Source organism: Pseudomonadota bacterium, assembly GCA_011049115.1.
Taxonomy (GTDB): domain Bacteria; phylum Desulfobacterota; class Anaeroferrophillalia; order Anaeroferrophillales; family Tharpellaceae; genus DSCM01.
This window is the reverse complement of the sequence record DSCM01000006.1, coordinates 1-16,068: the sequence shown is the minus strand read 5'-3', so window position 1 is coordinate 16,068 and position 16,068 is coordinate 1. Positions and strand designations below refer to the sequence as shown.

14 protein-coding genes are annotated in these 16,068 nt (G+C 54.3%); 6 read left to right on the top strand and 8 right to left on the bottom strand.

Features of this window, described 5'->3' with window-relative positions; genetic code table 11:
- The first annotated feature begins 4 nt into the window (after positions 1-4).
- From ENN66_00465 to plsY, 5 genes are all read left to right on the top strand, one after another.
- A complete protein-coding gene (locus ENN66_00465) occupies positions 5-1,318 on the top strand; it encodes a FliI/YscN family ATPase (protein ID HDS15110.1) in 1,314 nt (437 codons plus the stop codon).
- Between the two features lie 120 nt (positions 1,319-1,438).
- Positions 1,439-3,451, top strand: a complete 2,013-nt coding sequence (locus ENN66_00460; GenBank protein ID HDS15109.1) for a type II/IV secretion system protein — start codon at positions 1,439-1,441, stop codon at positions 3,449-3,451.
- 38 nt (positions 3,452-3,489) lie between these two features.
- Positions 3,490-3,867 carry a 6-carboxytetrahydropterin synthase QueD gene (queD, locus tag ENN66_00455; protein HDS15108.1) on the top strand — a complete coding sequence of 126 codons (378 nt, stop codon included), beginning with the start codon at positions 3,490-3,492 and terminating at the stop codon, positions 3,865-3,867.
- A gap of 8 nt (positions 3,868-3,875) precedes the next feature.
- Positions 3,876-4,655 (top strand): GTP cyclohydrolase I FolE2, encoded by a 780-nt coding sequence (locus ENN66_00450; protein ID HDS15107.1) that lies wholly within the window; start codon positions 3,876-3,878, stop codon positions 4,653-4,655.
- Positions 4,656-4,691: 36 nt separating this feature from the next.
- A complete protein-coding gene (gene plsY, locus ENN66_00445) occupies positions 4,692-5,276 on the top strand; it encodes a glycerol-3-phosphate 1-O-acyltransferase (protein ID HDS15106.1) in 585 nt (194 codons plus the stop codon).
- 180 nt (positions 5,277-5,456) lie between these two features.
- Here plsY and ENN66_00440 read toward each other — a convergent pair whose 3' ends face one another.
- The 6 genes from ENN66_00440 to ENN66_00415 all read right to left on the bottom strand — a co-directional run bounded on the left by ENN66_00440 (position 5,457) and on the right by ENN66_00415 (position 12,168).
- Entirely contained in the window at positions 5,457-6,824 is a 1,368-nt protein-coding gene (locus tag ENN66_00440) for an oxaloacetate decarboxylase subunit alpha (protein HDS15105.1), read from the bottom strand.
- 122 nt (positions 6,825-6,946) lie between these two features.
- Positions 6,947-7,159, bottom strand: coding sequence for an acetyl-CoA carboxylase biotin carboxyl carrier protein subunit (locus ENN66_00435; protein HDS15104.1), 213 nt, complete (start codon positions 7,157-7,159; stop codon positions 6,947-6,949).
- Positions 7,160-7,380: 221 nt separating this feature from the next.
- Complete coding sequence (locus tag ENN66_00430) at positions 7,381-9,174, bottom strand: tetratricopeptide repeat protein (GenBank protein HDS15103.1); 1,794 nt, start codon at positions 9,172-9,174, stop codon at positions 7,381-7,383.
- A 51-nt stretch (positions 9,175-9,225) separates the two neighbouring features.
- Positions 9,226-10,374, bottom strand: a complete 1,149-nt coding sequence (locus ENN66_00425; GenBank protein HDS15102.1) for a DUF3426 domain-containing protein — start codon at positions 10,372-10,374, stop codon at positions 9,226-9,228.
- Positions 10,375-10,481: 107 nt separating this feature from the next.
- Positions 10,482-11,651, bottom strand: coding sequence for a hypothetical protein (locus ENN66_00420; GenBank protein HDS15101.1), 1,170 nt, complete (start codon positions 11,649-11,651; stop codon positions 10,482-10,484).
- A complete protein-coding gene (locus ENN66_00415; GenBank protein ID HDS15100.1) occupies positions 11,644-12,168 on the bottom strand; it encodes a gamma carbonic anhydrase family protein in 525 nt (174 codons plus the stop codon). Before ENN66_00415 ends, ENN66_00420 begins: the two co-directional genes overlap by 8 nt.
- A gap of 234 nt (positions 12,169-12,402) precedes the next feature.
- Here ENN66_00415 and ENN66_00410 point away from each other — a divergent pair, with 234 nt between their 5' ends.
- Entirely contained in the window at positions 12,403-13,602 is a 1,200-nt protein-coding gene (locus tag ENN66_00410) for an amidohydrolase (GenBank protein ID HDS15099.1), read from the top strand.
- Here the strand turns inward: ENN66_00410 and ENN66_00405 are convergent.
- Positions 13,574-15,463 (bottom strand): thioredoxin domain-containing protein, encoded by a 1,890-nt coding sequence (locus ENN66_00405; protein ID HDS15098.1) that lies wholly within the window; start codon positions 15,461-15,463, stop codon positions 13,574-13,576. The genes ENN66_00410 and ENN66_00405 overlap by 29 nt on opposite strands.
- A gap of 188 nt (positions 15,464-15,651) precedes the next feature.
- Positions 15,652-16,068 carry an MBL fold metallo-hydrolase gene (locus tag ENN66_00400; GenBank protein HDS15097.1) on the bottom strand — a complete coding sequence of 139 codons (417 nt, stop codon included), beginning with the start codon at positions 16,066-16,068 and terminating at the stop codon, positions 15,652-15,654.

Genomic DNA, 16,068 nt, shown 5'->3' with positions numbered 1-16,068 from the left:
AATCATGATGGACATCGCCGAGCTCCGCAAGCGCATCGAGAAAAAAAAACTTTTTCGCCATACCGGTCAGGTTTTGAGCCTGACCGGTATGGTGATTGAAGGCGACGGCCCTCCGGTTTCAATTGGCGATCTCTGCCGCATAGAAAACCCGCAAACAAAAACCAACATTCTCTGCGAAACCGTGGGCTTTCGGGATCAGCGCATTCTGTTGATGCCACTGGGCGATCTTCAGGGGGTGGCCCCGGGAAACCAGATTTTTTCCCTGCGCCGGCCGGCGACCATCGCGGTGGGTGAAGCCATGCTCGGCCGCGTCATCGACGCTCTCGGACACCCCCTGGATGACCTTGGCGAAATCAACTGCCCACAAAAAATCCCGCTTCACCGTGACCCGATCAACCCTTTCTTACGCCGCCGGATCACCACCCCGCTGGATCTCGGCATTCGCTCAATCAATGGTCTTCTGACCTGCGGCAAGGGACAACGCCTGGGGATCATGGCCGGTTCGGGTGTCGGCAAGAGCGTGCTCCTGGGAATGATGGCTCGTTACACCAGAGCCGATGTCAATGTCATTGCCCTGGTCGGCGAACGCGGACGCGAAGTGCGTGAATTCATCGAACGGGACCTCGGACCCGAGGGCCTTCAACGCAGCCTAGTGGTGGTCGCCACCTCGGACCAGGCACCGTTGATGCGTCTGCGCGGCGCTTTTCTGGCAACCGCCATCGCCGAATATTTTCGCGATCTCGGCCGCGACGTTCTCCTGATGATGGACTCTTTAACCCGTTTTGCCATGGCCCAGCGCGAAATCGGCCTAGCCGCCGGGGAACCGCCGACCAGTAAAGGTTACACTCCATCAGTTTTTTCCCTGCTCCCGAGGCTTCTGGAACGGGCCGGCCGTGATGCCGGCCCGGGCAGTATCACCGGCATTTATACGGTCCTCGTCGAGGGCGATGACCTGAGCGAACCCATAGCCGACGCCACCCGTTCAGTCCTGGACGGCCACATCGTTCTTTCCCGACGGCTGGCCGATCGCAATATCTTCCCCGCCATTGACCCTCTGAGCAGTAAAAGCCGGGTCATGATCGACATCGTCACCCGCGAGCAACAACATCAGGCCAGAGAGTTTCTTAATCTGATGGCCGCTTATCAGGAAGCGGAAGATCTGATAAACATCGGGGCTTACCTTAAAGGCAGTAACCCGCGCATCGACCGGGCCATTGCCCTGCGTGACCGGATCATCAGTTATCTGCGCCAGGAAACCGACCAGCCCGCCTCCCTGGCGGACAGCATCGCCCGTCTCGAAAAAATAATCAAGACCTGAAAGGATAAGCATCAATCGTCAAGTTGCCGATTGACAAAAGCGGCACCGATGCTCTAGTATGGCGACTCTTACCAAGACTACGGCAACGATATCTTTTTTATCATTCTTCAGGCGACAATCATGATAAAAGCAGCGCTGAAAGACCATCAGACAAACACTTTGGATCAAGGTAAGCAAACCAGATTGGGATTGATTCTGGTTGAAGAAGGATTTATCACCTTCAACCAATTGCAGGAAGCCTTGCGCATTCAAAAAGAACATCCGGAAAATGCGACAGACTATCGGCATCTGGGCCAGATCCTGATAGATAAGAAATATATTGACGCCGACCAACTGCAATATATCATAAAAAAACACGACAAGAAAACCAGGCTGGGAGATATCCTGCTGCGCAGCCGGGCGATCTCGAAAGAAGACCTGGAAAACGCGCTGAAAGAACAAAAAGACAGCGGCATGCGGCTGGGCGACATCCTACGGAAAAAAGCCCTGATCACCGAAGAAACCCTGCGCCAGGCAATCTGCACCCAGCTCAATATTCCCTATATAGACATCAGCCGGATAGTTCTGGACCAGAACCTTGCCAAGATAATCAATCGGGATTACGCTTTTCGCCATAAAATCATTCCCATTTCGTTCAGTAACGGCAGCGTCACTCTGGCCATGGACGATCCGACGGATACCAGTGTTGTGGCCGAGCTCGAGATGTTCACCCGCCTGAAAATCAACATCGTCACCTCTTCCCGCAGAAACATCGACGAAGCCTTCAATACCCTGTATGCAAGCACCCCCCAACGCGCCCGACTCGAATCCGGCAACAAGGAAACACTTGTGGACTTTTCAATCAGTTTGGATGAGGAAGACCATCGGACTATTCGCAAATCATTATATATCGAGGCCCAGGAAAGTAAACGAGCGGATTTTCTGGTCCAGCGCATCATCAGCTGGGCCATTAAGCAACATGCCTCTGATATTCACCTCGAGAATCTCGATCGAAAAATGATCGTCCGCTTTCGTATCGATGGTCTTCTGCAGGATTTAGGTCTGGAAAACCTGCAAAATGACATTGATCACTTCCAGCGAGAAATTGTCTCACGCATCAAGATCCTGGCCAAACTCGATATCGCCGAAAAGAGACTGCCCCAGGACGGCAGTTTTCGCACCAAGACTGAGCGCGACGGGAAAAAGGTCAATATCGATTTCAGGGTCTCAATCATCCCCTCATATTATGGAGAAAATGTCGTCATTCGCATCCTGGACTCCAGGCAAGCCCCTTCCACCATTGAAAAGATGGGCTTTTCCAGCGAACTCACCGGCAGACTGACCCGGCTTTTCAACAAGAACACCGGCATCATCCTGGTCACCGGGCCGACCGGTTCCGGCAAAAGCACCACCCTGCAATCCGGTTTATTGACCGCCTACCGTCCCGGCCTGAAGGTGCTGACCGCTGAAGATCCGATCGAATATGTTCATGAAAACTTCATGCAATGTGAAGTCAACGAAAAAATCGGTTTGACTTTTGCCAGCTATATTCGGGTTTTTCTACGCCACGATCCGGAAATCATCATGATCGGCGAAATCCGGGATGATGAAACCGCGGAGATGGCGATTCGGGCCGCCCAGACCGGACATCTGGTCTTAAGCACGCTGCACACCAACGACTCGGTCAGCGCGATCACCCGCCTGACGGGGCTCGGCATCGACCCCAATATGATTACATCTACTCTGATCGGGGTTATTTCTCAGCGCCTGGCCCGCAGAATCTGTCCGCATTGCAAGAAACCTTATACCCCATCCCCGGAGGCTCTCGGAGAGTTCTTCGTAACCGTGCCCGACGATATTAACTGGGTCAAAGGGGGGGGGTGCAAGGAATGCAACTATACTGGTTTCAATGGTCGCCTGCCGGTCGCCGAGCTCTGGGAGCCCAGCCAGCATGACATTCTCCTGATCAACAAGAAAGCGCCGCTCAACGAATTGCGTGAAAGTGCCGGAAAATCGACCGTTCCGATCATCAACGAAGCCATCATCAAACTCAGAGAGGGTGAAACAACGATCGAGGAACTGATTCGAATTCTGCCCTACTCTTTCATCGAAGAGTATCGACAGCACTCCCAGGAATTTCCAAATCGAAAATAAAACGAAAAACACCCTTACGATAAAGCCCGGAGATAACAATGTCCTATGAACTCAAGATAGAAACCGCCTTTGCCGCGGCCCACAATCTGCTTAACTACTGCGGTCAGTGCGAAAAACTGCATGGGCACAACTGGAAAATCGAAGTTTATGTCGGCGGCAACGAGCTCGATAAAAGCGGCATGCTGATTGATTTCAAAATTCTCAAGGATCACACCGAAGAGATTCTGAACCGCCTTGACCACAGCTACCTGAATGAACTGCCGATGTTCAAGGGGCGCAGCCCCTCTTCCGAGCTGATCGCCGAATACATTTTCACCGAGCTGAAAAGATCTCTGGGCCAACTTCCCGTCAAAGTCTGCAGGGTTATTGCCTGGGAGTCGGAAAAGGCCGCCGCCGCCTACTTCGAAGAATTGTAGGGGGCGCAATGGCTCCTATTCATGACACCCAGAAGATGCGTGACTTCCGCCAGATCGAGATCAACAAGGTGGGAGTAAAAGGGGTAAAGTACCCGATCACGGTTCTCGACAAAACCAACGGGGTTCAGCATACGATCGGCACCTTTAATATTTACGTCGGCCTGCCCCATCATTTCAAGGGCACGCACATGAGCCGTTTTGTCGAGGTTATCAACCAATACCACAAAAAAATCGGGATCAATGTTTTTCCGACAATTCTCGGCGACATCCGCGAACATCTTGAAGCCGAATTCGCTCACCTTGAAATCACTTTCGACTATTTCATCGACAAGGAAGCGCCGGTTTCGCGCGCCAGAAGCAAGATGGCTTATGAATGTTCTTTTATCGGCAGCCAAAGCGCCGATAAAATTGATTTCATGGTCAGGATCAATGTTCCGGTGACCAGTCTCTGCCCCTGTTCAAAGGCAATCAGTGAAAATGGGGCGCACAACCAGCGCAGCCTGGTTACCGTCAATTTCAGTTTTAAAAACTTTGTCTGGATTGAGGATATGATCAAGACCATTGAAAATGCCTCAAGCTGCGAAATCTATCCTCTACTTAAGCGCCCTGACGAAAAACATGTCACAGAAAAGGCCTATAACAATCCGATGTTCGTCGAAGACATGGTCCGTGATCTTTTCCAACGGCTGCAGGCCGACAAAAACATCACCTGGTTCACAATCGAGGCGGAGAATATGGAAAGCATTCACAATCACAGCGCTTACGCCTATGTCGAAAAATATCGTTGAGCCCACCCGATCTGATGACTAGCGAAAGGGAAAAGCATGTTTAAGGCGGTTTTGCTCTGGTTTATGGCCTACCTTCTGGGCTCAACCCCGGTCGGCGTGATCGTTGCCGGCTATTTCAGCCACTGCGATCCCCGAAAACTCGGCAGCGGCAATATCGGGGCAACCAATGTGGCCAGAACAGCCGGCAAAAAGGCCGGTCTGATCACTCTGGGCGGAGACTGTCTTAAAGGCCTGCTCGCGGTTTGGATCGCCCGGCTCTGCGGAGCCGGAGACGGGCTCGCGGCCCTGACCGGACTATCTGCCTTCCTGGGTCACCTATACCCGATCTTCCTTGATTTCAAAGGCGGCAAGGGCGTAGCCACGGCGCTGGGGGTGTTTCTCGCCTTAAATCCGGGAGCAACCGTCTGCGGCGTCCTGGTTTTTGCGGTCGTCACCGCCGCCTCACACTTTGTTTCCCTGGGTTCGATCTGCGCCGCCCTGATCATGCCGGTTCTGATTTGCCAATTCAAAGCAGGCTGGCAGATAGTTTTCACCTCAGTTTTAATTGCGGGGTTGATTGTCTATCGACATCGTGACAATCTGCTGCGCCTCTGTCGGGGAGAAGAGAACCGGCTTTATTAAAAAATATGCCCACCTAAAAACAAAACCGGCAAGCATTATCGTCTTTTTTCAAGTACACATCCGCAAAAAAAACGGCCACATCCCTCAGGATGTAGCCGCAATCATTCGACTATAACTCAAAGCGGCTTCGCAACCACTTATGTTATCGCGACGACCTCACTCCTCTAGTTACACACAATCTCAATCCTGAGGTAGCTTAGCCTCCGGCTTGAATTCTCCGGCTTCACGCTCAGTAAAAAACGCGAGGGCGACCTCGGGAAAAAGCGCATAGGAAAGAACATCCTCGATACTTCGGGCTCGAGAGCCCAACTCGGCGGTCAGTTTTTCCATCTCCGGTGGCAACAGATCCGCCGGCCGACAGGTTATCGGTGCTTCATTCTTTAACGCCTTTTTTTGCACTTCTTCATTGAAAGGCGCCACCGAGCGACCATACATGCCTTTCAGAACGTTCTTCGACTCTTTCGGAATCATCATATAACGTTTGCCGGTAATTACATTGAGGGTAGCCTGGGTGCCGACAATCTGGCTGCTCGGGGTAACCAGCGGCGGATAACCGAAATCCTTGCGCACTCGCGGAATTTCCTCCAGCACGTCTTTAAGTTTACCGATAGCCCCCTGATCACGCAACTGACTTTCCAAGTTCGACATCATGCCTCCGGGTACCTGGTAAATCAGAACATTGGTATCGACCCCGGTAAAACCGCTTTCATAGGCATTATATTTTTTGCGCACGTCCTTGATATAATCGGCAATTTCCGCCATCGCTTCCAGATCCAGACCAGTATCGTATTCCGTGCCCTGCAGAGAGGCCACCAAACTTTCGGTCGGCGGTTGCGAGGTCCCCGAAGCCAGGGCCGAAATCGCACAGTCGACAATATCTACTCCAGCCTCAATGGCTTTCAGGTAAGTCATCGGCGCCATTCCGCTGGTACAGTGACAATGCAGATGGATCGGAATATCGACCTCGCTTTTGATGGCTTTAACCAGAGCATAAGCATCATAGGGCGCCAATAAGCCGGCCATATCCTTAATACAGATTGTATCGGCTCCCATCCCGGCAAGTTCTTTAGCCATATTGACAAAATATTCATTATTGTGAACCGGACTGATGGTATAGCTGACGGCGGCTTCGGCAATCTTGCCGGCTTTTTTAACCGCATCCATCGCCGTTCTCATATTGCGGGGATCATTCAAGGCATCAAAGATACGAAAGACATCCATACCATTGGCGGCCGCCCGCTCAACAAAGGCCTCCAGAACATCATCGGCGTAATGCCGATAGCCCAGAATATTCTGCCCCCGCAAAAGCATCTGCAGACGGGTATTAGGCATGGCTTTGCGCAGAATTCTGAGCCGCTCCCAGGGGTCCTCCTTCAAAAATCTGAGGCAGGTATCAAAGGTCGCCCCCCCCCAGACCTCAAGAGACCAATAGCCGATCCGGTCAAGCTTTTCAGCGATCGGCAACATATCCTTGGTCCGCATTCGAGTTGCCAGCAAAGATTGATGTGCGTCCCGCAATACGGTGTCGGTAATATATAATTTACCCATAACTACTCCCTTTGCTTAGATTGTGGCAAGCCATGGCATATATCCTTGTGTACACTGTATACCGTACACAAGGATATAAAAAAAGCGTGACCCTGTCAACGAGTCACGCCTGCGCACCTTTTTTACTCAATAATCGCGATAACCGTATCTGATTCAACCGCATCACCAACCGCCACCTTAATCGCCTTCACGGTACCATCGACGGGCGAAACCACCGGCATTTCCATCTTCATGGCTTCGAGGATTACAACCTCATCGCCCTCGGCAACCTGATCACCAACACTGACTTCAATTTTGAAAATCTTACCCACCATCGGGGAAGTTACCTCTGCCATCGTCGTTCCTCCATTTAAAACCAAATTAAAAATTAATATAAATCCAGACAAAACCGATGACGCCGCAGAAAACAACCCCTCCGAACACGTAAAACCAGCTGCGTGCACCCCAAACAACGGGCCCCAGCAAGGGCGCGGAAGTGTTGCAGAACATTCAAGCAGGCGGGTTTTCGAAACCTTCAGAATCATTTTCCGACCGACAAGTGCAGTTGCTTAACACATCACCTTTCCTTTTGCAACAGTTTTTCGATCTTCAGTCTGACCTTGTCAACATCCTTGAAACGCAGGGAATGACGATAATACTCCACGGCTTCTCCCGGGCGCCCGAGAGCCGCGGCAACATCACCCAGGTGATCGAAAATAACCGGATCATCAGGCGCCTGATCCCGGGCTCTTTGCAAAAAGGTCAACGCCTTCTCATAATCTCCGCGAGCATAATAAAGCCATCCCATACTGTCAAGAATGTAGCCGCTATCCGGTTGCAGAGAAAGCGCTTTAACGAGCAATTTTTCCGCATCGTCCAGCTGAATCCCCTGTTCGACGTAGGTATAGCCGACAAAGTTCAAAACAACGGCGTCGTCCGGATTCTCCCGCAACAAAACCTGCATGACCGCGATACTATCAGCTACCCGCCCGAGATCATTGTAAACCACACCCAGGGCAAAACGGAGCTTATAATCATCCGGATATCGAGCCAGGCCCTCCTGCAAAACTAACAGCGCCCCTTGATTGTCATCCTGTTTGCGGCGCAGCGAAGAAAGCATCCGGTAAAGCCCGAGCTTTTCCGGATAAGACACAATCAACTCACGCAGAACCTTCTCGCAGGCAGAATAATCTCCCTGTTCCTCGTAAATAAACGCAGCGCGAATCCTGGCATCGTAAAAAAGCTCATCATGCTCCGGGATGGCAAGAAACAGAGACAGCGCTTCCGTTTTACGTTCCAGGGCCTCCAGACTGGAAGCCAGATAAAAGGTCACTCGATTCTGCTCGGAATACTGCTCATGCAACTCCTGCAGAATAGAAGCCGCTATCTCGTAGTCACCCTGCTGAAAATAAATCAGGGCGATCTTGATTTCGATACTAACCGGAACCTGTCCCAGACCACGCAGTCTGAGAAAAGTGGTCAGGGCTTCATCCAGCCGGCCTTCCCCGACCAGTAATTGGCCCAGCCTCTCCAGAACCTGTCGGTCGTCTCCGTCCAGCTCCAGCAGGCGACGATAAACTGTGACCGCATCCTCACGCCGTTCCGTAAACTCATAGATCGAGCCCAAGTGCAACCAAGCTTCCGCCATCTCCGGATCAATTTCCAAGGCCTCGTGAAAATAGCGTTCGGCCTCCTGATACAGTTTAAGCTCGGAATAAACCTTGCCCTGATAAAAAGGCCCTAAAGCATCTTCCGGACGATCCTCACGATATTTTTTTAAAACTTCCAGGGCTTTTTCGTAGTTCAAGGTTTCTACATAGAGCGCCACCAGAAAAAAAACGGTGTCCCCGTCACCAAAATCTTCGGCCAGCAGTTTTTCATACTGCGAGATTGCGGCCTCATGCCTGCCGGTCATTGAATAAATTCCGGCGAGCAGTCTTCGGGCGCGGGGGCTTTCCGGTTCCAGTTCCAGGGCGGCCGCGGCATGGACTTGCGCATCTTCCACCCTTCTTATACGAAGCAGTTGTTCCGCCAGCTCCAGCCGAAGATAGGCGGAGGCCGAGTCGACCTTGACCGCCTCCTGCAAACTCAGCAGCGCTCCCGCCCGGGACTCCTTGTCATCCTGATAACGCAACCAGTTATACACTGAAAAATAATAAGCCGCCTCGGGAGAAAAATCTACCTGCGCCGCCCCAGGCTCAGCCCTCGAAAAGACTTCCGGTTCAGGTTCACGGGCCCGGGCGAAGCTACAGCCACTCACGGAAGTAACACAAAAGATGACACCAAATAAAACCAGGAAAAAGAAAACCAGCCCGGCTTCTCTGGACACCGGGGCCTTCTTCAATGGAGCTGCCGGTTGCACAAAATTCATAAACTTATAACTTTCCGGTTTCGCCAGAAAATGTTCTCGGCCGGCGAGAGCTCAGGGCCTGGAACCTTTTTTAACCTTGAAGGAAGATATCTCGACATAACAATCACGAGCCGCCTCGGGATAATCATAAAAAGCGATCATAAACGGTAATTCGCCGGCTGGAGCCAGGGTGACATCGGCGCTTTCCAGCATCTGCAGCTTACTGCCGTCCAGCAGATCAAGCTCTTCTTCGGAAAAGCTGACGCCTCCGGCGCTGATCACGGAAACCAGCGCCTGACCGTTTCCGTCCAGCAGAACCCCTTTAATCTGCAGATCGGAAACCATCCGCGAAGAGGAGTTGGTCGCCTTGCCCCGTAAAATCACGAGCTTTCGTCCCGAAGGTAAAAGCAGCCGCTGGTTGCTGACCTCGACCAGCCGCAAATGCTTTTTCATATCTATCGAAAAGCGCTGCCACAAACCGTACCCAACCCACAAACCCAGGCTCATAACCACGAAACAGCCCAGGGCCAGGAAAAAAGCTCGCCGCGTAGCCGGTGATTTTCCCCTTTCGTCGGCCTGGTCCTGGTTTCCTCCGGAAGCTACGGCCGCCGCAACAGATTTTTCCCTCTCATCCTGTTGCACCCGATCGCTATCCTGAGAGCCCAGCATCTCGAGATCACCGTCAAGATCAATGCGAGTCGGCTGCCCCCCCGCCGACGGCAAGGAGCTGCCGTCGACCACCGCAGAATCAATGGCGTCGTCAAAGCTGTCGAACTCGACATCGTCAAGATTCAAATCATCAAGATCCAGGGAAAGTTCATCCAGCCCAGCTTCACCCCTCGCGGTTTTCTCGTCAGACCTTAAGCTCGCCGAGAAGCCGACTTCCGTTTCGGCCGGGATAACCTCATCCGCGCCAGCGCCCGTCTCCGAAAAGGTTTCGCCTCCGTAATAATCGTCGTCCAGTTCAAACGCTTCCAGAGGGCCATCAGAAACCGCCTTGCGCTGGGAAAACCCACTTTCTGTTTTCCCCAGGGCTTCAGGCTGGTTCTCGACGACCATGTCCGGCGCATCGTCGAGTGAAAAACTAGGCTCCACTTCGGCTGAATCCAGCGAAAACTCCCAGCCACAACGGGAACATCTGAGTCGAGACCCGGAATCTCCCCCAGGCATGGCTTCAGACAAATTATATTTAGTCCGGCAACGCGGGCAAGTCACAATCATCGGCTTCACCTGAAATCAAAAGATAAACCAATTGGCAAAAGAGCTCCTTGCCATGACACTTAAAACAGAAGACAGCTCTTTGCAAGCAAATATTTGCGCTTCGGTCTTCATCCCGAGGCCTGAAAAAGCGCCGGTAACGTGGAAAGAAAAGCCCGGCGACGAAAGTCTTCGACCCCGCTCTTGCCAACTTCCTCCACGACCAAACCGACACCACGGACAAAACGATCCGCCAGCTCTCGCCGACACTCCGGCAGCAGAGTCTGCAAACTTTGCACCGCGGAGCCCCCGACAACCATGATTTTCCCTTGCAGGTCATCGTTCCCGGCCCGAAGCAAGACCCCGATCGGACCGAGACTGTCCATATCCAGATAGATCATCAGGCTGCAGGCCGGGCTTGCCTCCGCCCCCGGCGACTGCCGCTCACGGCTCCAACGCAGCCAAAGATCAGCCTCGGTTCCCCAGCCCAGGAACGGCAGCAGTAAAAACAGACCCGGCTCGCGGCGCAGCCCGGGGTTATTGAGAAGTTGATTAAGCTCCACCAAATCGAGCAGTGAACGCAGAACACCAGCGATCTCCGTGACCAGGACGGCGCGCCTCGCCATGAAGGTCGAACCGCTTTCGGCCGGTTCCTGACGAAGATCCATCAATAAACGCAGCAACGACTCTTTCAGGTTTCGTGGATTTCGCAGGTCCTGCCGCATGAAGTTTCGCGGGTCCAGGGTCAGGAGCTGCGCCAGCTGCTGCTCATAAAAGAGACCCAGCTGTTCCAAAGGCAATCCGGCTCCGGAGCGAAGTCCGGCCAACAGGTCTCCGGCAGAAAAACGTCCCACCAGAGATGCCAGGGCTTTGCTCAGAGACGGCGACAGGAGTCCGGAGTCAGCCAGTAAAAACCGCTGCAGAGACAAAATCCGTTCGGAAAAAAAATTGGGTCGATTGACGACCTCACCCAGAAGCCGACGCCAGGCCTCCGGCACCGCTCCCGAGTCAGCGCCAAGCAGTCGAAACCTGATCAGAGGCTCCAGGCTCTCAAGGCGGGCGACAAAAAGCCCCTCACCCGCCGGCGGAACCGCGCCCTGAGCCACAACCTCGGCACCGGCGATCTCAATCAGAAATCTTTCCGGGCCCAGGGTCTCAAGAATGCGAACCGCAAAGTCTTCCCCCAGGTGGCTGGAAAGAGATTCTTTCAGACCTGCGGCCACCGCACCGGCGTTATCCTGAGGCGCGACCCGGAAAAGAGAGGTCGGATCGGACGGCGCTGCGCCAAAGACCTTAATCAAGTCTTTTACACCCCCGCGGATAACGGGACGCGAGATCGACGTAGAGATCCTTCCCATAATTCCAGAATTCACGGTGACGGCTGTCAACCCGTCCGATCTCCCGGGCCGGATTACCGGCGACAATGACTCCGGCCGGAATCTCTCGACCATGGGGCACCACTGCCCCTTCGGCCACGATACTCCATTCGCCGACCTTGACGTTGAAAGACAGGATTGCCCCGATACCGATCACGGCCGAATCGGCAATTTCCAGACAATGCAGTTTGGCTCCGTGTCCAACCGTTACCCGGTGCCCCAGAGACATGCACATTCCTGGGTTAATATGCAGAATGGCGCCCTCCTCAACAGCACTTTGCAGGCCGATCTCGATCGTCCCGTAATCACCACGAAGAATGGCGCCATGCCCAATGTAAACCGAGGCGGCCAGCCGCACATCACCAACCACAATCGCGGTGTCAGCAACATAGGCACCCGGAGCCAAGGTCGGCCGACGACCTTCAAATTCATAAATCGGCATTACTTATTTTCCCCTTATCTTTTCATGAAACAACCAAACTCACCCATTTCCACACCATCTCTGGTTCACGCGCTAATGCGCCCGTCATGCTTGCAGAAAAAACAGCAGGCGTCCCGGCCAAACCGGCAGGCTGAACATGAAAAGATTTCGCCTTTGGGTTTAGCCGCTTGACCGAAACGACCGAGTCAACTATGATAGAAATGTTCTTTAACAACCCCAGCCGCAGGCCACAGGATGATCACCATGGACAATATTTTCCCTCTCGTCAAGGAATGGCGCCGCCATCTGCATCGCCATCCGGAAATTTCCGGCCAGGAAAAAAAGAGCGCCCAATTCATCAGCCGGATCCTGAGCCACCATCACATCGAACACGAAACCGGCATTGGCGGCCACGGCCTGGTTGCCTGGATCAACCGTCAAAGCCCCGGGCCCGAACTCGCCTTTCGCGCCGATTTTGACGCCCTGCCATTATCCGACCACAAGGATAGCGACTATGCGTCGGTCAACCCCGGAGTCATGCATGCCTGCGCCCATGACGGCCATGCCGCGGTCCTGTTAGGCCTGGCCGTCACCCTGGACCAACACGCAACCAGCCTGCCCGGCCCGGTCCGCCTGATCTTTCAACCCGCCGAAGAAAACGGGCAAGGGGCGACGGCGATGCTGGAAGACGGTCTTTTTCAGAGCCCCCCACTGGCCATCTTCGGTTTCCACTTTTTCCCGGAAATGGAAACCGGCAGCGTCCGCCTGCACCGACAGCCATTTATGGCCGCAACCGAACATTTCACGATTACGATCAAGGGCCGTTCCGCTCATGCCTGTATGCCGGAGAAATCGATCGACGCGATTCAGGTCGCAGCCCATCTGGTTCTGGCCCTGAACCACCTGACCAGCAAAAATATCGACCCGGTTGACCCGGCCCTGATCTCCATCGGCACAATCAGCGGCGGACAGGCCTCCAACATCATCGCCGACCGGGTAATCATGACCGGAACCATCCGCACCCTTTCTCAGACCCAGCATCAACGCCTGCACAACGCCCTGCAAAGAATCGTCCGTGAGTTACCGCAGGCCTTTGCCGCCGAGGCGGAAATCCTGATCAGCCAGGCCGCGCCGGCGCTGAGCAACGATCCCCGGCTCTGTGACCTGATGGTCGACATTCTCAGCCCCTGCCCCGCCATTACCCATGTTGAAGATAACGGCCAGCCCATGCTCGGAGGCGAAGACTTTGCCCGTTTTGCGGAGCTGGTCCCCGGCGGTTACCTTTTTTTCGGTTGCGGCAATCAGGCCCGGGGGTTGGTCCATCCGCTGCACAGTTCGCTTTTCGATCTAGATGAAAAGGCCCTGGAAATTGCCCTGCAAACCCTGTTTGCCATCGCGCTCAGCGGGCGGAAAGTGCAAACCGCGCTCAGGACAGATATTCGTCCAGGGCGCTGAGGGTGTGCAGATAGAGCAAAGGGTTCTGCGCAACCAGGCCGGCCATGCGTCCCAAGGCTCTTTCGGCCTGATCATGCAGGGTTTGCTCCCCGGTCAACGCGAAAAGACGCAACAGGTTCATAATCATGACCGCATTACTGCTTGGGAGCACCCCGTCATGCAGCTCGAGGTTGCGGGCGATCAGCTGTTCCGCCTCGCTCCCACTGTAAAAAAAACGCTCCCCTTCATCATCCCAGAAAAGTTCGTTGACCGTGGTCGTCAGAGACCGAGCCTGATGCCGAAAGGCCGGTCCGGCCCCGGCGGCGTCCAGTTCAAGCAGACCCGCGATCAAAAAAGCATAATCGTCTAAGAAAGCCGGAATCCCGGCGCTTCCTTCCGGCACCCAGCACCGCCACAGACGGTTTTCCGGGCGCCACAGATTTTTTTCCAGCGCGCCGAGCGCCGCCTGCGCCAACCGGCAATAACGGGATTCCTGAAAGACCACCGCCGCCCGGGCCAGGGCTGCGATCAGCAGGCCGTTCCAGGCGGTCAGAATCTTACCGTCAATTAACGGACTCGGTCTTTGGCCGCGCGCCGCCAAAAGCCGATCCCGCCAACCCAGCAAAAGCTGTTCCTCCAACTCCGGAGAGGCTGCGGCCGGGTTTTCTCCACGCCTTCGGTGCAGCACGCCGGCACCCTTGATTTCCGAAAAGTTCCCTGCCTTCGAAACCCCGTAAGCCCGGCAGAAAAGCTCTCCGTCGCCATCCCCGAGGATCTCGGCAATCTGAGCTTTAGTCCAGACATAAAAGGCCCCTTCCCGCCCCTCGCTGTCGGCATCCTGAGCCGCACGAAAGGCGCCATGTTCGCCTTGCAGCTCGCGCTCCAGATAGGCGACTATCGCGGCAACCACCTCGGAGTAGAACGGATTGGCGGAAATCCGGTAGGCCTCCGTATACAGCAGAATCATCCCGGCCTGGTCGTAAAGCATCTTTTCAAAATGAGGAATCTGCCATTTTTTATCGACCGCGTAGCGATGAAAGCCACCCCCCAGATGATCGAAAATGCCCCCGTCAGCCATTTTCACCAGGGTTTTCTCAACCATTCCCAGCGCCGTCTCGGCCCCGCTGCGCCGATGCCAGCGCAGCAGAAAAAGCAACTGGTGTGGGGTGGGGAATTTAGGCGCGCCCCCGAAGCCACCATTTTCATGATCAAAATTTTCCGCGAGCTGAAAGGCACCGTCCGCCAGCAGATCCACGCTCAGGACCTCGTCCAGGGGGCGCGGTTGCTCAAGCGAGCGCAGAATCCTGGCGATTTCCCGGCCGTTTTCAAGCAGCTCCTCGCGGTGCGTGCGCCAGCGCGGCCCCAGATAACTGAGGATTTCGATAAAGCCGGGAACATTAAGTGCATAACCGCCCTGTTTCGGGAAATAGGTTCCGGCAAAAAAGGGAAGCCCTTCGGGCGTGATAAAAACCGACAGCGGCCAGCCCCCGGAGCCGGTCAGAAACTGACAGGCCAACATATAAAGCTGATCGAGATCGGGGCGCTCCTCGCGATCGACCTTGACCGCGATAAAATACTGACGCAACAGAGCGGCCACCTCCTCGTCGGCAAAAGACTCATGCGCCATGACGTGGCACCAGTGACAGGAGGAATAACCGATCGACAAAAAAATCGGCTTATCTTCAAGGCGGGCCCGCTCCAGGGCCTTCGGCCCCCAGACATACCAGTCAATCGGCTGTTCGGCATGCTGTCTCAGATAGGCGCTGGTTTCAAACCGCAAATGGTTGGCCATGGAAAATCCCTTCTGCAAATAACCCCGGGTTTTAAATTTATTTTGCGGCTGGTCTTTGCCCGGACTAAAGCGCTGACCCCAGAAAAACATAAGGCACAAAGTCGGAACCGACCTTGTGCCCGGACCGACACGCCCCCGATTTCGGCTACGGCTCGGTTTCGCGAGCCACCAATCCCCGCATGACGCTGCCGGAAAGCCCGGGGCTGAAAGCGGCGGCTTCAGCGCACCGCCTTTTCCCTAACACATCACACCCCCTAAGACAACCAAATTTATCATGATTACTTTTCCGTCCGTTTTCGCTGCCGGCGCACATCCGGCGCCAACGAACAAAAGGGCTTGATAAATTTGAAGGAAGGCAGCCCGAGACTGCCGACCTGTGGAAGCATTCCCAGAAAAAAATCACGACTGCCGCCGTCTTGCAACTCAAGTTCTCCGCCATGGGCCAGCAGGAAACGGCAGGCCGGCAATTCCGCCATGCGGCGCAGGGTGTTTTGCATCAGCTCCGGGAAAAGGGTGGGAAAAGGCAATACGATGCGATCGCCGATACGAACCAGCAGGTCGCCGACATACAACAAACGTTCCGCTTCCTGATAAAAAACCATGTCGTAAAGGGTGTGACCCGGAGCGGCATAGGCCCGCCAGTCGGGAAAGCCGGGCAGCTCCTGACCATCATCAAGCAGAAAATCGGGCTGCAG

Bases quoted from the DNA above. Each gene is read 5' to 3' on its own strand.
- ENN66_00465 (HDS15110.1), top strand. From the start codon at position 5: ATGATGGACATCGCCGAGCTCCGCAAGCGCATCGAGAAAAAAAAACTT.
- ENN66_00460 (HDS15109.1), top strand. From the start codon at position 1,439: ATGATAAAAGCAGCGCTGAAAGACCATCAGACAAACACTTTGGATCAA.
- queD (HDS15108.1), top strand. From the start codon at position 3,490: ATGTCCTATGAACTCAAGATAGAAACCGCCTTTGCCGCGGCCCACAAT.
- ENN66_00450 (HDS15107.1), top strand. From the start codon at position 3,876: ATGGCTCCTATTCATGACACCCAGAAGATGCGTGACTTCCGCCAGATC.
- plsY (HDS15106.1), top strand. From the start codon at position 4,692: ATGTTTAAGGCGGTTTTGCTCTGGTTTATGGCCTACCTTCTGGGCTCA.
- ENN66_00440 (HDS15105.1), bottom strand. From the start codon at position 6,824: ATGGGTAAATTATATATTACCGACACCGTATTGCGGGACGCACATCAA.
- ENN66_00435 (HDS15104.1), bottom strand. From the start codon at position 7,159: ATGGCAGAGGTAACTTCCCCGATGGTGGGTAAGATTTTCAAAATTGAA.
- ENN66_00430 (HDS15103.1), bottom strand. From the start codon at position 9,174: ATGAATTTTGTGCAACCGGCAGCTCCATTGAAGAAGGCCCCGGTGTCC.
- ENN66_00425 (HDS15102.1), bottom strand. From the start codon at position 10,374: ATGATTGTGACTTGCCCGCGTTGCCGGACTAAATATAATTTGTCTGAA.
- ENN66_00415 (HDS15100.1), bottom strand. From the start codon at position 12,168: ATGCCGATTTATGAATTTGAAGGTCGTCGGCCGACCTTGGCTCCGGGT.
- ENN66_00410 (HDS15099.1), top strand. From the start codon at position 12,403: ATGATCACCATGGACAATATTTTCCCTCTCGTCAAGGAATGGCGCCGC.
- ENN66_00405 (HDS15098.1), bottom strand. From the start codon at position 15,463: ATGTTTTTCTGGGGTCAGCGCTTTAGTCCGGGCAAAGACCAGCCGCAA.